The sequence below is a fragment of the Ursidibacter maritimus genome (genome assembly GCF_009761395.1).
Lineage (GTDB): Bacteria > Pseudomonadota > Gammaproteobacteria > Enterobacterales > Pasteurellaceae > Ursidibacter > Ursidibacter maritimus.
The window spans coordinates 184,803-201,346 of sequence record NZ_LEKN01000013.1; the positions used below are offsets into that span (position 1 = coordinate 184,803).

Annotated in this window: 16 protein-coding genes and 1 other annotated feature; of the genes, 7 read left to right on the forward strand and 9 right to left on the reverse strand. The window is 37.3% G+C overall.

The features are described from left to right. Window positions 1–4 precede the first annotated feature (4 nt). The 9 genes from A1D26_RS03920 to A1D26_RS03960 form a co-directional block, all read right to left on the reverse strand. Window positions 5–1,009: an ABC transporter permease subunit gene (locus tag A1D26_RS03920; protein ID WP_157402778.1), complete on the reverse strand. Its 1,005-nt coding sequence runs from the start codon at window positions 1,007–1,009 to the stop codon at window positions 5–7. Between the two features lie 296 nt (window positions 1,010–1,305). Beyond that, window positions 1,306–2,901 (reverse strand): ABC transporter substrate-binding protein, encoded by a 1,596-nt coding sequence (locus tag A1D26_RS03925; protein WP_157402779.1) that lies wholly within the window; start codon window positions 2,899–2,901, stop codon window positions 1,306–1,308. Between the two features lie 181 nt (window positions 2,902–3,082). Then, window positions 3,083–4,453, reverse strand: coding sequence for a Na+/H+ antiporter family protein (locus tag A1D26_RS03930; protein ID WP_157403036.1), 1,371 nt, complete (start codon window positions 4,451–4,453; stop codon window positions 3,083–3,085). A gap of 95 nt (window positions 4,454–4,548) precedes the next feature. After that, window positions 4,549–4,683: a sequence feature (His leader region), on the reverse strand. Between the two features lie 200 nt (window positions 4,684–4,883). Continuing rightward, the gene (gene adk / locus A1D26_RS03935) at window positions 4,884–5,528 is read right to left on the reverse strand and encodes an adenylate kinase (protein ID WP_157402780.1); all 645 of its coding nucleotides are present in this window, start codon (window positions 5,526–5,528) and stop codon (window positions 4,884–4,886) included. Between the two features lie 72 nt (window positions 5,529–5,600). Further along, a complete protein-coding gene (locus A1D26_RS03940; RefSeq protein ID WP_157402781.1) occupies window positions 5,601–6,881 on the reverse strand; it encodes an AmpG family muropeptide MFS transporter in 1,281 nt (426 codons plus the stop codon). Beyond that, a complete protein-coding gene (gene galE / locus A1D26_RS03945; protein ID WP_157402782.1) occupies window positions 6,882–7,901 on the reverse strand; it encodes a UDP-glucose 4-epimerase GalE in 1,020 nt (339 codons plus the stop codon). It abuts the gene before it with no gap. A gap of 94 nt (window positions 7,902–7,995) precedes the next feature. After that, complete coding sequence (locus tag A1D26_RS03950) at window positions 7,996–8,676, reverse strand: pseudouridine synthase (protein WP_157402783.1); 681 nt, start codon at window positions 8,674–8,676, stop codon at window positions 7,996–7,998. Window positions 8,677–8,766: 90 nt separating this feature from the next. Further along, on the reverse strand, window positions 8,767–9,924 hold the full coding sequence (locus A1D26_RS03955; protein WP_157402784.1) for a chorismate mutase: 1,158 nt from the start codon (window positions 9,922–9,924) through the stop codon (window positions 8,767–8,769). Between the two features lie 77 nt (window positions 9,925–10,001). Next, window positions 10,002–10,754 carry an SIMPL domain-containing protein gene (locus A1D26_RS03960; protein WP_198303079.1) on the reverse strand — a complete coding sequence of 251 codons (753 nt, stop codon included), beginning with the start codon at window positions 10,752–10,754 and terminating at the stop codon, window positions 10,002–10,004. 153 nt (window positions 10,755–10,907) lie between these two features. On the opposite strand from A1D26_RS03960, the gene A1D26_RS03965 reads away from it, so the two are divergent. The 7 genes from A1D26_RS03965 (at window position 10,908) to A1D26_RS03995 (ending at window position 16,528) form a co-directional block, all read left to right on the forward strand. Continuing rightward, window positions 10,908–11,744 (forward strand): heme/hemin ABC transporter substrate-binding protein, encoded by an 837-nt coding sequence (locus tag A1D26_RS03965; protein ID WP_157402786.1) that lies wholly within the window; start codon window positions 10,908–10,910, stop codon window positions 11,742–11,744. Next, window positions 11,744–12,733: a FecCD family ABC transporter permease gene (locus A1D26_RS03970; protein WP_157402787.1), complete on the forward strand. Its 990-nt coding sequence runs from the start codon at window positions 11,744–11,746 to the stop codon at window positions 12,731–12,733. Before A1D26_RS03965 ends, A1D26_RS03970 begins: the two co-directional genes overlap by 1 nt. Beyond that, window positions 12,730–13,533, forward strand: a complete 804-nt coding sequence (locus A1D26_RS03975; RefSeq protein ID WP_157402788.1) for a heme ABC transporter ATP-binding protein — start codon at window positions 12,730–12,732, stop codon at window positions 13,531–13,533. The genes A1D26_RS03970 and A1D26_RS03975 overlap by 4 nt, the downstream gene beginning before the upstream one ends. Before the next feature lie 142 nt (window positions 13,534–13,675). Further along, window positions 13,676–14,458 (forward strand): ChaN family lipoprotein, encoded by a 783-nt coding sequence (locus tag A1D26_RS03980; RefSeq protein ID WP_232516796.1) that lies wholly within the window; start codon window positions 13,676–13,678, stop codon window positions 14,456–14,458. A 10-nt stretch (window positions 14,459–14,468) separates the two neighbouring features. Then, on the forward strand, window positions 14,469–15,218 hold the full coding sequence (gene exbB, locus A1D26_RS03985; protein WP_157402790.1) for a tonB-system energizer ExbB: 750 nt from the start codon (window positions 14,469–14,471) through the stop codon (window positions 15,216–15,218). Between the two features lies 1 nt (window position 15,219). Next, window positions 15,220–15,639, forward strand: coding sequence for a biopolymer transporter ExbD (locus tag A1D26_RS03990; protein ID WP_157402791.1), 420 nt, complete (start codon window positions 15,220–15,222; stop codon window positions 15,637–15,639). A 13-nt stretch (window positions 15,640–15,652) separates the two neighbouring features. After that, entirely contained in the window at window positions 15,653–16,528 is an 876-nt protein-coding gene (locus A1D26_RS03995; protein WP_157402792.1) for a cell envelope integrity protein TolA, read from the forward strand. Window positions 16,529–16,544: the final 16 nt, after the last annotated feature.

Sequence of the window (16,544 nt, forward strand, 5' to 3'; positions counted from 1 at the left end):
TCAATTAAGTATGGCGAATTCGTGGGTTTACCACGCCATAAAGTAAATCTACGGTCAGATTCACTAAAATAATAATAGTTGCAATAATCAGCACTGAGCCTTGCAATACAGGGTAATCACGAGAATTGATTGCATCAATAATCCATTTACCAATCCCTGGCCACGAGAAAATATTTTCAGTTAATACTGCCCCTGATAATAGTTGCCCCACAATCAAGCCTACTACTGTTACCACAGGGATTAACGCATTACGCAAAGCGTGAACAATCACAATACGGGTTGTATTTAACCCTTTGGCTTTTGCAGTTCGGATATAATCTTCGCCCAACACTTCTAACATTGATGAGCGAGTCATTCGAGTGATGATCGCAAGTGGAATTGTCCCAAGCACAATGGCAGGCAGAACAAGAGATTTTAAAGCAGCGATAAACGCTCCAGGTTCATCTGAATTCCACGTATCAATCAACATAAAACCGGTGTCAGCTTCAATCCAAAACTCTGCGGGTAAACGCCCTGATGCTGGCAATCCTAGTGGTGTTGAGACGTAGAGAATTAAAATAAGCCCCCACCAGAAAATCGGCATTGAATAGCCTGTTAATGACATTGACGTTACAGTATGAGAAATCCAAGACTCCTTTTTTACTGCGGCCACTACGCCCAGTATGATGCCTAAGATTAACGACCAAAGTAACGCAAAAAAAGCCAGTTCGATTGTTGCTGGAAACAGAGTAAAAAATTCTTTCAATACAGGTTCGTTATTACGGAAGGAATTGCCTAAATCTCCCTGAAAAACGCCCTTGATATAATTAAAATACTGTTCATATAGTGGTAGATCTAAGCCGAGCTGTTTCATCATTTGTAGATGTACTTCAGGTGATAATCCACGCTCCCCCATCCGAATTTCAATCGGATCCCCCGGAATTAAATGCACTAAGGCAAAAGTGATTAAGGTTATCGCAAAAAAAGTAGGGATAACCATCAATACACGTTTAAGAATAAATTGAATCATTCAACATCTCTTCGTTTAAAAATAAAAATGTTCTTTTGCTATCACGAGAAAGTAAAAGAAATCAAGCGGTCGCATTCTACCTTAATTTTGCCAATTTTTTGGCATTATGTCGTAAAGTTATATAAAGAGAATACCTAGTCAGACTGAATAGTATAAACGCTACATCTCATATTGTTATGGCTATTTATTCTATATTAGAACATTCTGTTTCATTGATTTTACAGGCGGTAATAACACCTTGTTATTCCGCCAGAGAAGAACAATAAATTTATATAAATATCCGACCGCTTATTTGCTTATTTTTCTAAATCCACAGAATAAAAGTTGTGTAAACCAAATGGGCTAACCACATAGCCTTTCACATCTTTACGCACTGGGAAATAGGTTGTTGAATGAGCTACAGTAATCCAAGGTGCTTGCTCTTTAAAAATAACTTGAGCTTGTTTATACATATCAGTACGTTTTGCTACATCTATTTCTTGAGCAGCTTGGGTCACTAAATCATTAAATGGCTTATAGCAGAAGTTCGCATAGTTAGAACCTGATTCTACTGCCGCACAGCTTAATAACGTATTTAAGAAGTTATCTGGGTCACCATTATCGCCTGTCCAGCCCATCATCCCTGTTTGGTGATCGCCTGCACGCATACGTTTAAGGTATTCCCCCCATTCGTAGCTAACAATAGTTGTTTTCACCCCTACTTTTTCCCAATCTGCCTGTACAAGCTCTGCCATACGGCGCGCATTTGGGTTATATGGGCGAGAAACTGGCATTGCCCAAAGATCAGTTTCAAAGCCTTTTTCAAAACCCGCTTCTTTTAATAACGCTTTCGCTTTTTCTGGATCATACTCGTAATCTTTAACATCATCATTGTAAGACCACATTGTCGGTGGAATCGGGTTTTTCGCAACCTGACCTGCGTTTTGATACACCGCTTCTACGATAGCTTTTTTATTTACCGCATAATTTAATGCTTGGCGAACTTTCACATTATCAAAAGGTGCTTTCTTGAGGTTGAAATTGAGATAACCAATGTTTAAACCTGGTTTGGTTAACAATGTAATCTCAGAATCAGATTTCAATTTTTCAATATCCGCAGGGTTTGGATATGGCATTGCGTGACACTCGCCTTTCGCTAATTTAGCATAACGTACTGAAGCATCTGGTGTAATAGAGAAAACTAAACGGTCAATCTTAGCTTTGCCACCCCAGTAGTTTTCAAAGGCTTTATAACGCACCGCAGAATCTTTTTGGTAAGAAACAAATTCAAAAGGGCCTGTTCCAATTGGGTTGCTATCAATTTTCTCTGGTGTGCCTGCTTTCAGTAATTTATCCGCATATTCTGCTGAATAGATCGATGCGAAATCCATCGCTAAATTCGCTAAAAATGGTGAATTTGGCACATTTAGGCTAATTTTAACGGTGTAGTCATCTACTTTTTCTACTTTAGAAATAATGTTTTGCATATCCATTCCAGTAAAATATTCGTAGTTACCGCCTGATACTTTGTGGTATGGGTGTGTTGCATCTAGCTGACGATTAAAAGAGAAAATTACATCATCAGCATTAAAATCACGACTTGGCGTAAATTCTTTATTACTTTGGAATTTAACCCCTTTACGCAAGTAGAAAACATAGCTTTTACCATCTTCAGAAATTTCCCATTTTTCTGCTAATGATGGAATTACATTAGTTGTCCCATTTTCAAAAGCAGTTAAACGGTTAAACATTGGTTGACCTGATGAGTCTAATGTTGCACCGTCAGTACCTAAAACAGGACTCAAATATGAAGGCGATGCCTCGATACAATAAACGAAAGTTTTAGGTGCAGCCATTGCTGAGCCAGAAGCTACCGCTAATGCAATAAGTGATAGTTGTGTCAATTTTTTCATTGTTTCACTCCAAGTGTGGTTGTTATAAAAATGTTACATAAATTAGATAAAAATTGAATATACAATTTTTTTTATTGAAAGCAATAGTTTTTTTTATCCTTTTTATTACCAAGCGGCTAGATAATATTCAATTTTTGCAAATTTTCTTCTTAATCCTACCGCTTGAGATAATATTTGATAACTAAAGTACCATTGCTGCAATCCAACCGAAGACTAATAACGGAATGTTATAGTGGATAAAGGTTGGCACAACGGAATCCCAAATGTGATCGTGTTTACCGTCCGCATTTAATCCTGATGTTGGCCCTAAAGTTGAATCTGAGGCTGGTGAACCAGCATCACCTAATGCTGCGGCAACGCCAACAATTGAGATAGTCGCTAATGGCGAGAAACCAAAAGAAACACAAAGCGGCACATAAATTGAGGCAATAATCGGCACTGTTGAGAAAGATGAACCAATCCCCATTGTGATAAATAAGCCAACTAATAGCATTAAGAATGCTGCCATTTCTTTGGTTTCAATAGTGCCTTTTAAGCTTTGTACTAACTCTGATACACCGCCTGTTGAATTCACGACATTTGCATAACCTGATGCCGCAATCATTACAAAGCCGATCATCGCCATTAAACGTAAACCGTCTTGGAAAATGTCATTGCTCTGTTTGAGTTTAAATACACCGCCTAATGCGAAGATAACTAAACCAATTAATCCGCCTAATACCGTTGAGTTGGTAACAAGTTGCACGATACAAGTTGTTACAATCGCAATTAAACTGATCCAAATGTGGAAAGATTTTACTTGTGCAACGCGTGTTTCAATATCGTCTAATTTTGCCTGAGCAGTTTCAACATAAATACGTGGTTTACGGTAAGTGACGAAAATAGCGAGCAATAACCCAAAAATCATACCCGCAACAGGAATTGCCATTGCTTTGGTAACACTAGCCACTGATGCAACTAAACCGAAAGTTTCTCCTGCTTGATTGATATTTTTAACCAAAATATTTTCAATAAAGATTTGACCAAAACCAGCAGGAATTAACATATAAGTGGCAGTTAAACCAAAGGTTAAGGCACAAGCGACAGCACGACGGTCAATTTTTAACTGATTCATTACACTTAATAGTGGTGGAACAACAATTGGGATAAAGGCAATGTGCACCGGGATTAAGTTTTGTGATGACATTGAGAAAGCCACTAACGTAAACAGCACTGTATATTTAAACCAGAATACTGAGCGACCTGATGGGCGTTTACCAAAAGATTGGATTACTTTATACGCCAACAAATCCGTCACACCTGATTTAGATAATGCTACGGCAAATGCTCCTAATACAGCATAGTTCATTGCGGTTTCTGCTCCGCCACCTAACCCACCAGTGAAGGTTTTTACCGTAGTGGTTAGCGCTTCGCTGAATCCAATACCATCAGCGGTATTGCCAATAAGACCGCAAGTTAATGCGGCAATAATCAACGCAATTACCACATTAATTCGCATTAAACTTAATGCGAGTAACACAATAATTGAGATGACCACTTCGTTTGATAACAACATAGTTTTGTCCTCTAAGTTAAAGTTAAAGTTAAAGTTAAAGTTAAAGTTAAAGTTAAAGTTAAAGTTTAAAAATAAAGTTAAGAAATTTACTAACAAAAAACCCCTCGAAAGTTGCCTTCCGAGGGGTGGAAAATGGTTTTAAGATTCGTAATCACATTTCTCGCTCGGAAGATTCTTCCGAACACGCTAAATGCCCGAAAGATTATTCAGGTAAATGGCGGTGATGATGGTTTCTTAATGTGATGTTCATAACGACTCCTAATTTGAATTGAGGTGGAATATATACTAGCAAAAATCAAATTGCAAACACTTTTTTACATTTGTAAAAAAATAATTGAAATCCAACCGCTATTTTATGTATGTCATTAAAAACAAAAGGCAATTCTTAACGAATTGCCTCAGTAAATTTACGGATTAGTTATCACACTTAACCTAACAGTTTATTCAATTCTGCACTGACGGTTTCTACTGGTTGTGTGCCATCTAAACGGTGGTATTGCGTATTTCCAGCTTCAGCTTCTGCAGTGTAATAAGCAATAAGTGGTTTAGTTTGTTTGTGGTAAATCGCTAAGCGATCTAATACCGTTTCAGGTTTATCATCTTGGCGGATAATTAAATCTTCACCTGTTACATCATCTTTACCCTCCACTTTTGGTGGATTGTAAATAATGTGATATGTGCGACCTGATGGTTGGTGTACACGACGACCACTCATACGTTCAACAATCACTTCATCAGCCACATCAAATTCTAAAACGAAGTCAATTTTTACACCTGCTTCTTTTAACGCATCTGCTTGTGGGATAGTGCGTGGGAAACCATCTAATAAGAAACCCTTCGCACAGTCTGGTTGAGCAATACGATCTTTTACTAATGCAACGGTTAATTCATCAGGCACTAACTTTCCTTCGTCCATTAACGCTTTCGCTTGTTTACCTAATTCTGTGCCTTCTTTAATTGCAGCACGAAACATATCCCCCGTTGAAATTTGTGGAATGCCAAATTTATTCATCATAAATTGTGCTTGTGTTCCTTTACCTGCACCTGGTGCACCCAATAAAATAATTTTCATAAGAACCTCAAATTAACATTAAACATAAAAGAAAATAAATTTTGTAAAACTTTTCTAGAATCTAACCGCTTATTAAGCCGATTTATCCTTTGCATTCCAAGGAGCAACCCAGAATAAACAGAGCATTCCTGGAATCGCCATAAAGAAACAGATCCAATAGAACTGGTAAAATCCAACACTTTCGGCTAATGCACCTGATGTTGCCCCAATCAATTTACTTGGAATAGCGGTTAAACTTGTAAAAATAGCAAATTGCGTTGCGGTATAAAGTGGATTTGTTTCGCGTGAAATATATGCTACAAAGCACGCTGTCCCTAATCCGATACCAATATATTCACCGATAATCACTGCAGAAAGAGCAAAACGCTCATAAGTTCCAATCGTTTCAAATTTACCGTGACTTGCTAACCAAGCAAAGCCAAGCAACATTAACATTTGGAACACACCGAAGATCCAAAGTGAGCGGTTTACGCCAATACGCAGCATCATTACTCCACCAATCATACCAGCGACAATAGATGCCCATAAGCCATTGATTTTCACCGCTGTACCTAAATCTGTCCGACTAAATCCCATATCTAAAATAAAGGCACTCTGTAAAGTAGCAGCAAAAGAATCACCCAAATTATATAACAGCATAAAAGTTAGCGTACCAATTGCAGCCCAAATACCTTTACGTTGGAAAAATTCTTTAAATGGAATGATAAAGGCTTCGTGGAATGGTAAATGGCGATTATCTTGTAAAATTTTAGGCTCTTTGCTTAAGAACAAGCTTAAGATCATTCCCGGGATCATAAATAAAGCGGTAAACATAAACACCGTTTCCCACGCATAATGATCAGAAATGATCAACGCCAATCCACCAGGGATTAATCCTGCGATACGATAACCATTGATATGAATTGAATTCCCCAGCCCCAACTCTTCATCACTCAAAATTTCTCGGCGATAAGCATCAACCACAATATCTTGAACAGCTGAAGTGATAGCAACTGCAACAGATAATACTATTACCGCTTTAATGTCTTGGGTTGGGTTAAACAAACCAAAGCAAGCAATCAAGCCGAATAAAATAATCTGTGTAAAGAACATCCAGCTACGGCGACGACCTAAAAAGTTTGGGTAATATCTGTCAAACAAAGGAGCAACCAGAAACTTCCAAGTATATGGCAAACCGACAAGCGCAAAAAATCCGATGGTTTTTAAATCAACTTGTTCTGAACGTAGCCACGCAGGAATAAGTTGATATAAGAAATAAAGTGGTAGTCCTGATGTAAACCCTGTAAACACACAGAGTAGCATTTTATAACTGAAAATCTGCCGCCAAATTGACTGTTTTGCGATATTAGACATTTATGCCCCCTTATACCCATTTGGGTTATTCTTTTGCCAATTCCAAGTGTCTTTCATCATTTGGGTTAAGTCATATTGCGTTTTCCAACCTAACTCTTTTAATGCTTTTTCTGGATTAGAATAACACACTGCAATATCTCCAGGACGGCGATCAACAAGTTTATAAGGTACATTGATATTATTCGCTTGCTCGAAAGCTTTAACCATATCTAACACCGAATAGCCCGTTCCTGTACCCAAATTATAGACGTGGAAACCCGCATCATTGTGGTGTTTTTCAAGGGCTTTTAAATGCCCAATAGCCAAATCGACAACGTGAATATAGTCACGCACACCTGTTCCATCGTGAGTTTCATAATCGCTACCAAATACCGAAAGCTGTGGCAATTTCCCCACTGCAACTTGGCTAATATAAGGTAATAAATTGTTTGGGATACCATTTGGATCTTCGCCAATCAAACCGCTTGAATGAGCCCCCACAGGGTTAAAATAGCGTAGTACAACTGCACTTAATTGAGGGTAGGCTTTTACCGTATCTTCTAAAATACGTTCAACCATATATTTCGATGTGCCGTAAGGGTTTGTTGTGCCACCTACCGCACAAGATTCAGTAATAGGAATAATTTCAGGGTCGCCATATACCGTTGCTGATGAGCTAAATACAATGGTATTTACATTTGCTTTCAACATTTCTTCAACTAATACAATCGAACCTGTAACGTTATTTTGATAATAATGCAATGGTTTCTGTACACTTTCACCCACAGCTTTTAAGCCTGCGAAGTGGATCACTGAATCAATCTGATGTTCTGCAAAAATTTTACGTAAAATGTCACGATCTAAAATGTCGCCTTGATAGAATGAGACCGATTTGCCCGTAATCTGCTTCACTCGTTCTAAAGAAATTGGAGAAGAATTTGATAGATTATCTAAAACAACAATCTCTTTTCCTTGATTTAATAATTCTACAACGGTATGCGAGCCAATATAACCTGCCCCACCTGTTACTAAAATTGCCATAGACATATCCTCATTACTAAAAATTGACATTAGTTTACTCTGTTTAAGTCAAAAATGCTTTGTTATTTGCAAAATTTTTGCCAAAAAAGCCCGCTTATTTAAGATTTAAACCCATCTGACGAATAAGTTTATTACGTTCATCTTCACTTAGCCTTCGCATCTCCCCAGCAGATAGATCCCCAAGCTGTAATTGCCCAATTGCTACTCGAATTAAGCGTAATGTTGGAAAACCAATATGTGCGGTCATACGGCGAACTTGGCGATTTCTTCCCTCACTAATGGTTAATTCCAACCAACTTGTAGGGATCGTTTTACGCTCACGAATTTTAGGGGCGGTTACCCAATTTAGTTCGGGATCATTGATAATTTTAACTTTAGCAGGTTTAGTTTTACCATCTTTCAGCTCAACACCTTGGCGTAATTTAAGCAGATCATTTTCTTGTGGAATCCCTTCTACTTGTACCCAATAGGTTTTCTCTTTATCAAATTTAGGGTGAGCAAGACGATGCTGAATTTCACCATTATTTGTCAGTAACAATAGCCCCTCACTATCTCGATCCAATCGTCCTACAGGGTAAACATCTGGAATATGAATAAAATCTTTGAGGGTTTGCCGTTGTTGTTCATCAGTAAATTGTGTGAGTACATCATAAGGTTTATTAAATAATATCAACACCGTATCTGCTAATGAAGGAGTAGGGCGACGATTACTTTTTGCCTGTAATCTATTTGGACGAACGTAGCGAGTCAAAGAATTTGAACGGGGTTTAAACATAGAAGTATAGAAAATAATGTAAATTTTTAGAAAAATCTAACCGCTTAGCATTCAATAATAAGGCGGAAATCAATCCGCCTTACTCAAATACTAAATTTTTACTGGCTCAATAATTTCGCTTGGATAGCAGCCTAATACTTTTAAATAACTAGTTACAGTTTCTAGCTCATTTAAAGCCTGTTGCGTTTGTGCTGAATGGATATTCGCTTCTAATTCGACATAAAACATCTCTTCCCAAGGCTTGCCATAAATTGGGCGAGACTCCAGTTTTGTCATTCGAATATCGTGTTTTTTGAAAACCGTTAAGGCATCAACTAATGCCCCCGCTTCTTGACCAGTAGTCATTAGTAATAACGTTTTAGTTTGGACTTGTGGCGAAACCTTGACAGGTTCTTTAGCAACGACAATAAAACGAGTAATGTTATTCTTTTGGTTGGCAATTTCAGTTTCAACTACATTTAAACCATATAATTTTCCACCATCTTCATTACCTAATGCCGCAATGTTACGTTTATTTAAACGAGCCACTAACTGCATTGCGTGTGAGCTACTTTCACAATATTTGATATGTACTTTATCAAGCCCTTGTAAAAACTGGCTACATTGCTGAGCAGGTTGCGGATGTGTGTAGATCGTATCAATTTGAGCGAGATCGATCTTACCGTTACCTAACACACAGTGTTTGATCGGATAGGCTAATTCTCCAACTAATGTCAGATCTGTATGCTGTAATAGATCATAAACCTCGTTAATCGATCCTGATGTGGTATTTTCTAAGGGTAAAATACCGTAATCTGCCTCACCTTTTTCCACTTTTTGAAAGACTTGATTAAATGATTCACAACTTAATTCAATTAAAGATTCAGAAACCTGCTTTAAAAATTGACGAGAGGCTAAATGTGAATAAGAACCTCGCATTCCTAAAAATGCGACTGAAATACTACTCTCTTTGATTTCATTGAGTTTATTTTGCAAATAATTCTGCTGAGTTAATACAGAATCTTCGATAATTCGTTGGAAAATCTGAGTAACATATTGCGGATCTAGCTGATAATTTTCTGCTTGAGCAAAATTCACCAACTCTTGTAATAATTGTTTCTCACGCTCAACATCACGCAATGGTTTCTGCGTGATCTCTTTACTTCTTACCACATCAAAGGCAAGGCGATGACGCTCTGATAATAATTTGAGTAAATCACGATCGATTTGGGTAATTTGCTGACGAATTTCAGACAGATCTAACGACATTATATTTCCTTCTATGATTTTCATAACAAGCGGTGAGATTTGCAAAATTTTTAGCAAAAACCGCCACTTCTAAAATGTTAATTGATAGCGTATTGAATCGTAACCACAAGGCGTACTTTTTTATCTATTGTACTTGTATCATAACCGCCACCATAATCGCTTGTATCTTCACTCGTTGGTGAAGTTGATTGAATATCAAATGATCCTTGTGATGCTGATTTTAATAAACCGACTTTCACATTACTGGTTTTGGCAAATTCTTCTGCACGCACATAAGCATCTTGTGTTGCTTTGGCAATTAAATCACGCTTAATCGTTTCTAAATTTTCCAAATAATAGTTTGGGCTAGAAAAATCAATATTCTGATTTTCAGCACGTAAATTCTGAATTTGTGCTAAAGCCTGTTGTAATTTTGCCAATTCCTTGGTTGAAATAGTAATAGAACGTGATGCTACAAATCCATTATGGCGAGAGCGTTCTTTACCAAACTCATCGGTATAATATTCAGTGTGAGCATTAACGGAAAGATCGGTAATCGCTCTATCTTGTTCAGTAAATCCTTGCTCTTTTAAGAATTTTACTGCGATATTCAGGTTTTGTTGGTTATTTCTCATTGCTTCAGCATAATCACGTCCCCAAGCCCTAACATTGATAGACCAAGTACCTAAAGTGGCTTTATGTTCGGCTTCTGCTAATCCCTTAACAGTAATAACCCCTGTTTGTTGTAAATTTTTAAATTGATGCCCCAAAATAAAAGCTGAAGCCATTAGACCAACCGCTAAAATAGCACCCAGTATCGCTAAATAACGATATTTGTTTGATTTTGACATAGTCATTTCCTCATAAAAAACTGTGCGGAATTCTAACGATTTCCTACTCTCTCGACAATCCATTGCAGAAAATAATCTCACTATAATTTTATTGAGAATTGTTATCATATGTGTAAAATATGAGCCTTATTTTACTTTGATTAGGAATTTTCAATGAAACTTGTAAAATTATTCACTTATCTTACCGCTTCCATCACGCTATTCAGCACAAACTTAGCCGCTCAAGAACGTATTGTCAGCATTGGGGGCGATGTCACTGAAATTATTTATGCACTCAATGCTGAACAACAACTGATTGGACGAGATAGTACCAGTATTATTCCTGAAAGAGCTAAAAGTTTGCCCGATGTGGGTTATATGCGTCAGCTCAATACCGAAGGGATTTTAGCACTAAAACCAAATAAAATTATTGCAACCGAAATAGCACAGCCTTCAGTTGTGCTTGAGCAACTAAAAGCTGCAGGCGTCACAGTGGAGCAAGTTCCGTTTAAAAACACCGCAGAAGGTGTGATAGAAAAAATTACTCGCATCGGCGAACTACTCAATAGGAAATCAGAAGCGGTTGCTTTAAGCGAAAAGTTTACCAATGAGATGAAAACTGTAGAGAATTCCCCTCGAGATGTTAAAGTACTCTTTGTCATGACTCGCTCAGGGAATAGTCAAATGGTTGCAGGAACAGATACCGTTCCTGATAGTGCAATTAAACTGGTTGGAGCAAAAAATGCAATGAGTAATGCTGCTCGCTTTGTCCCGATTTCACAAGAAGGCGTGATTGCGGCTAATCCTGATTTAATCGTACTGACATCATTAGGTGTTAAGAATCTTGGTTCGCTTGATAAACTTTGGCAATTACCAGGTGTTGCGCACACAACTGCAGGTAAGAAAAAACAAGTTGTTATCGTTGATGATATTGCTTTTTTAGCCTTTGGTTTAACGATTCCGCAAGAATTACACAAAATGCGTCAAGCAGTTGAAAAGGCTAGTCAATAATGGATAAAACCCATTGGCTTATTACATTAGCAATACTTCTATTGCTAACAATGTTGATTGCTTCAAATATCGGGGCATTATCGCTCACTTGGCACGATTTATGGCACACTAATATTGATGATAGCCAGTGGCAAATTTGGCTAAATATTCGCGTACCACGCATTCTATTGGCAGTGGTTGTAGGTTTAGCATTAGCCGTTTCGGGAACGATCTTCCAGGGATTATTTCATAACCCGATGGCAGATCCCGCGTTAATCGGTGTGAATAGTGGTGCTGCGTTAGCGGTGGGCATTTCTATTATGCTACCAAGCTTACTGCCTAGTAACTTAGGTTTATATAGCACAATGATTGCAGCATTTATCGGGAGTGTCATTGTTTCAAGTTTAATTTACTTTCTTAGCTATCGTTCCCAAGCCTCAGTTACTAAATTGCTCCTCGCAGGAATTGCCGTAAATGCACTCTGCTTCTCAATCGTTGGTATCCTAACCTATATTAGTAATGATCAACAATTACGCCAATTTAGTCTATGGTCAATGGGTAGCCTTGGGCAAGCACAGTGGGAGCCAGTTATTATTGCAAGTTGTGTTATTTTACTGACCGCTTGTTATGCCCTCACGCTCGCAAATAAACTAAACTTACTGCAACTTGGTGATGAAGAGGCGCATTATCTTGGTGTCAATGTAATCCGTTTGAAAAAACAGCTTATTTTGCTCGGTGCATTATTGGTCGGAGCGTCAGTAGCAGTAAGTGGTGCTATTGGCTTTATCGGGTTAGTTATTCCTCATTTAGTTCGCTTTAAATTTGGTGCAGATCATCGTTGGGTTTTACCTGCATCGGCACTTTGTGGCGCTATTCTACTGCTTGTCGCCGACACTTTAGCGAGAACAATGGTTTCTCCTGCTGAATTACCTGTTGGAATGCTAACTAGCTTTATTGGTGCACCTTATTTTCTTTGGCTTGTTATTCGCTATCGTGAGGGAACAAAATGAGTGGTAAATTTTCTTCGACATCTGACCGCTTGCTCTTTGCGGAAAATATCAGTTTTGAAATTCAAGGTAAAGCCTTATTACAGAACATTAATTTAGTGCTTAAACCGGGCGAAATCACAATGTTGATTGGCCCAAATGGAGCAGGAAAATCCACCTTAATGCGTTTGCTTTCGGGATATTTAACACCAAGCACAGGGCAAATAATGTTTCAGCAAAAAGTCCTAAATGAATATGCTTCCATCGAATTAGCACAACAACGAGCGGTAATGCGCCAACATAGCCAGCTCAATTTTCCCTTTTCCGTTGAAGAAGTAATTAGAATGGGAGGATATCATCGCCGCGCCAAAGAAGTGGAACACTATCTTCCCGAAGTCATTGAAAAAACCGACTGCCAGCCTTTACTAAACAAAGGCTACAGTCAACTTTCTGGTGGTGAACAACAACGCACACAACTTGCTCGAGCATTATTACAACTATGGCAAGAAGATATGTCAGGCAAACTACTCTTTTTAGATGAGCCAACCTCGGCTTTCGATTTACATCACCAACAACAATGTTTACGTCTAATGCGAGAACTTTGTGATAAGAAAGGGCTAACGGTTTGTTGTATTCTTCACGATCTCAATTTAGCTTCATTATATGGCGATCACATTGTGCTACTTGCAGAACAGCAGCTACAAGCACAAGGTAGTCCAAAAGAGATTATCACTGAAGCAAACATTAAACAGTGGTACAAAGCTGACATCGCTATTCACCCCCACTATGAAACTAACACGCCACAAGTGGCATTTAAGCGTTAAAAGTAAACAATCCCACAATTAAAAATAATAATAACTTGCAGATATTAGCAAAAACAATATAATTAATGCTAACTATTATCATTTCTAAATTTATATGTGGGTAAAAAAATTATACTTTTTGTTTAGCTGTTGCTTGCTTGTTATGGGATGTCAGCAATCCGTCAAAGAAACTAAGGTTGACAATTTAGGAAAAATCGTTGATTTAAGAACAGGGCAAACTTTCACTCCTGGTCAGTGGGTAGATAATGTTGTTTCACAACAGCACATACTTATTGGTGAAAAGCACGATAATTTTTCCCATCACCAAGCACATTACTGGTTAATTGAACAACTCCATCAAAAGCGTAAACAAGGAGCACTGCTGCTTGAAATGTTAAGGGTAGATCAACAGCCTTTAGTCGATTTGGTTGCAAATAATTTTGCAAAAAATCGTTCCGATCTTACCGCTAAGTTGAATTGGCAATCGAGTTGGAAATGGGATTTTTACCGAGATATTGTGCAACACCCATTGGAGCATCACTATGCTTTGGTTGCGACCAACTTAACTCAAGGTGAAGTTACGCAGATTTTACAGGGGGCTGAACCACTTAAAGGTTATATATCTACAGAGAAAAAAGTAAAGCAACAGCTCGCCGACATTATTATTCATAGTCATCAATGCGAATGCAATGCGAGCGATCCACATATTCAAAAAATGGTAGAAGTTCAGCAATTCAGGGATCGTCGAATGGCTGAAAAACTATTAAAAAGCCATACACCTAATATATTGATTGCAGGCAATCATCATATTAATCGCCAATATGGCGTTCCAAAACATTTAGCTGATTTATCACATAATCAAAAATTTATTACTGTTTTATTAGCAGATAAAAATCATAATTATACACAAGCAGATAGCGATTATGTTTGGATACTTTCTGAATAAGGGTAATTAAATGAAATTTAAGTCATTATTTTTTATAATTAGTTTATTATTTAGTTTAAACAGTGTAGCAAATACAGTGCCAACGGCAACATTACCGTTAGATCTTTCCCCACAAACATTATATGAAAATGCTCATATCGTAGTAAAAGCAGTTATTTGGATTTTAATTATTTGTTCTATTATTACTTGGACAATTTTTATTTTTAAAAGCTCCCAACTTATTTCTTCACTCTCTAAATTGAAGAGAGCAATTAAACAGATTAATCCAAATCAATCTTTCATAGAAATAAAAGAGAGTTTAATAAAAGAGAGCGCATTAAACAAGCTAATAGTTGAAATTGAGCAAGAAATAAGTTCATCATATAACAGCTATGACAGTGATCTGATTGGACGAATTGAATATCGTCTTACCCATAAAATAAAACAGATGGGGAAAATAATGCGTTATGGTATTAGCCCTCTTGCTACTATTAGTTCAGTTGCTCCATTCATAGGCTTATTCGGTACCGTATGGGGAATTATGAATAGCTTTATTGGTATTGCTCAAACACATACCACAGATCTTTATGCGGTTGCACCAGGTATTGCGGAAGCACTATTTGCTACGGCATTAGGTCTTGTTGCTGCTATTCCTGCAGTCATTATTTACAACTCATTCATTCGATATATTCAACATTATAACGATCAGTTAGCTTATTCAAGTGCTACATTACAGCTCGTTATTCGTCGTGAAATTTCTCAATCGATAAAAGGAAAATAAAATGGCGATGAATTTGAATAATAGTGATGATGTACAGCAAGAGATGAGTGAAATTAATGTTACGCCTTTTATTGATGTAATGTTGGTACTTCTTATTATTTTTATGGCGACAATTCCTTTAGCAACAGTCAATATTCCGATTAATTTGCCTGCTAGTTCTGCTAATGAACAAAAAAATGAAGGAACACCGATTATTTTAAGTTTGAACTCGGATAATCAGCTTTATTTATCGAATGAGTTAATTAGTTTTGAAAACATCAATGAAAAATTGGAAATTGCAACGCATGGTAATAAAGAAACAGTCATATTTTTCCGCATTGATAAAGAAGTTAAATATGATTTGGTAATGCAATTGATGAGCCAATTACGCCTATCAGGATATTTAAAAGTAGGTTTAATGGGAATAAACGAAACAAATTAAAAATCAGAGTTTTATGTTTTCATTTTATCAGAAACCAATTATTAAATGGAGCAGTGCTTTTCTGTTATCTATATTGTTTCATTTGCTATTCGGTTACTACTATTTTTATAAAAAAGAAATCACGATTAATGAACTTGTTGCCTCGGCTGTCATTGTTGATTTTTCGGATCCGCCACAATCTATTGTGATTAGTAGCGAGTTGCCAGTTGGTCCACCACAACAAATTTCTACAGAAACCACAATAGAAGAGCCAGCAGAATCTAAAGTAGAGCCTGAAATAGAAGAAGAACTTGTTATTGAAGAACCTACTCCACCAGAAGTAGAGCCTGAAATTGTAGTAAAACAGCAAAAAGAAACAAACAAAACAGTAAAACCAGAAAAAGATAAACCTAAATCTATTGAGAAAGTAAAAAAAGAGCCTAAACCTAATAAAAATAGGGAAGCTAAAAAACAGCCTAAAGAGAAGAAAAACTTGCCTGTTGCGGAGAAGGAATCACCTGCAGGAAATAACGTTGCAACCGCCCCACCTTCGGGAGATAGCAATAAGATAGCTTCGAACTTTAATAGCAGTGGACGAGGAACAAATTTAGAAATTAATTGGAAAGCTTTAGTAAAAAGTCATTTAGAAAAACGCTTACGTTACCCTGAACAGGCGCTACGTAAGCGTTGGAAAGGAAAACCTGTTATTCAAATTATATTAGATAGTAAAGGAAATGTACTGGGTTCTACGGTAATCAGCAGCAGTGGTAAAGAAAGTTTTGATCGTGAAGCAATTGATAATGCTAAACGCTCCTCGCCTTTACCACAGCCACCTGCTGATTTACTGCAAAACAACAAAATATCAATCAATATTCCGATTAATTTTGATTACGATAATTATCGACAATAAAAGCTCTAGGAGGCTA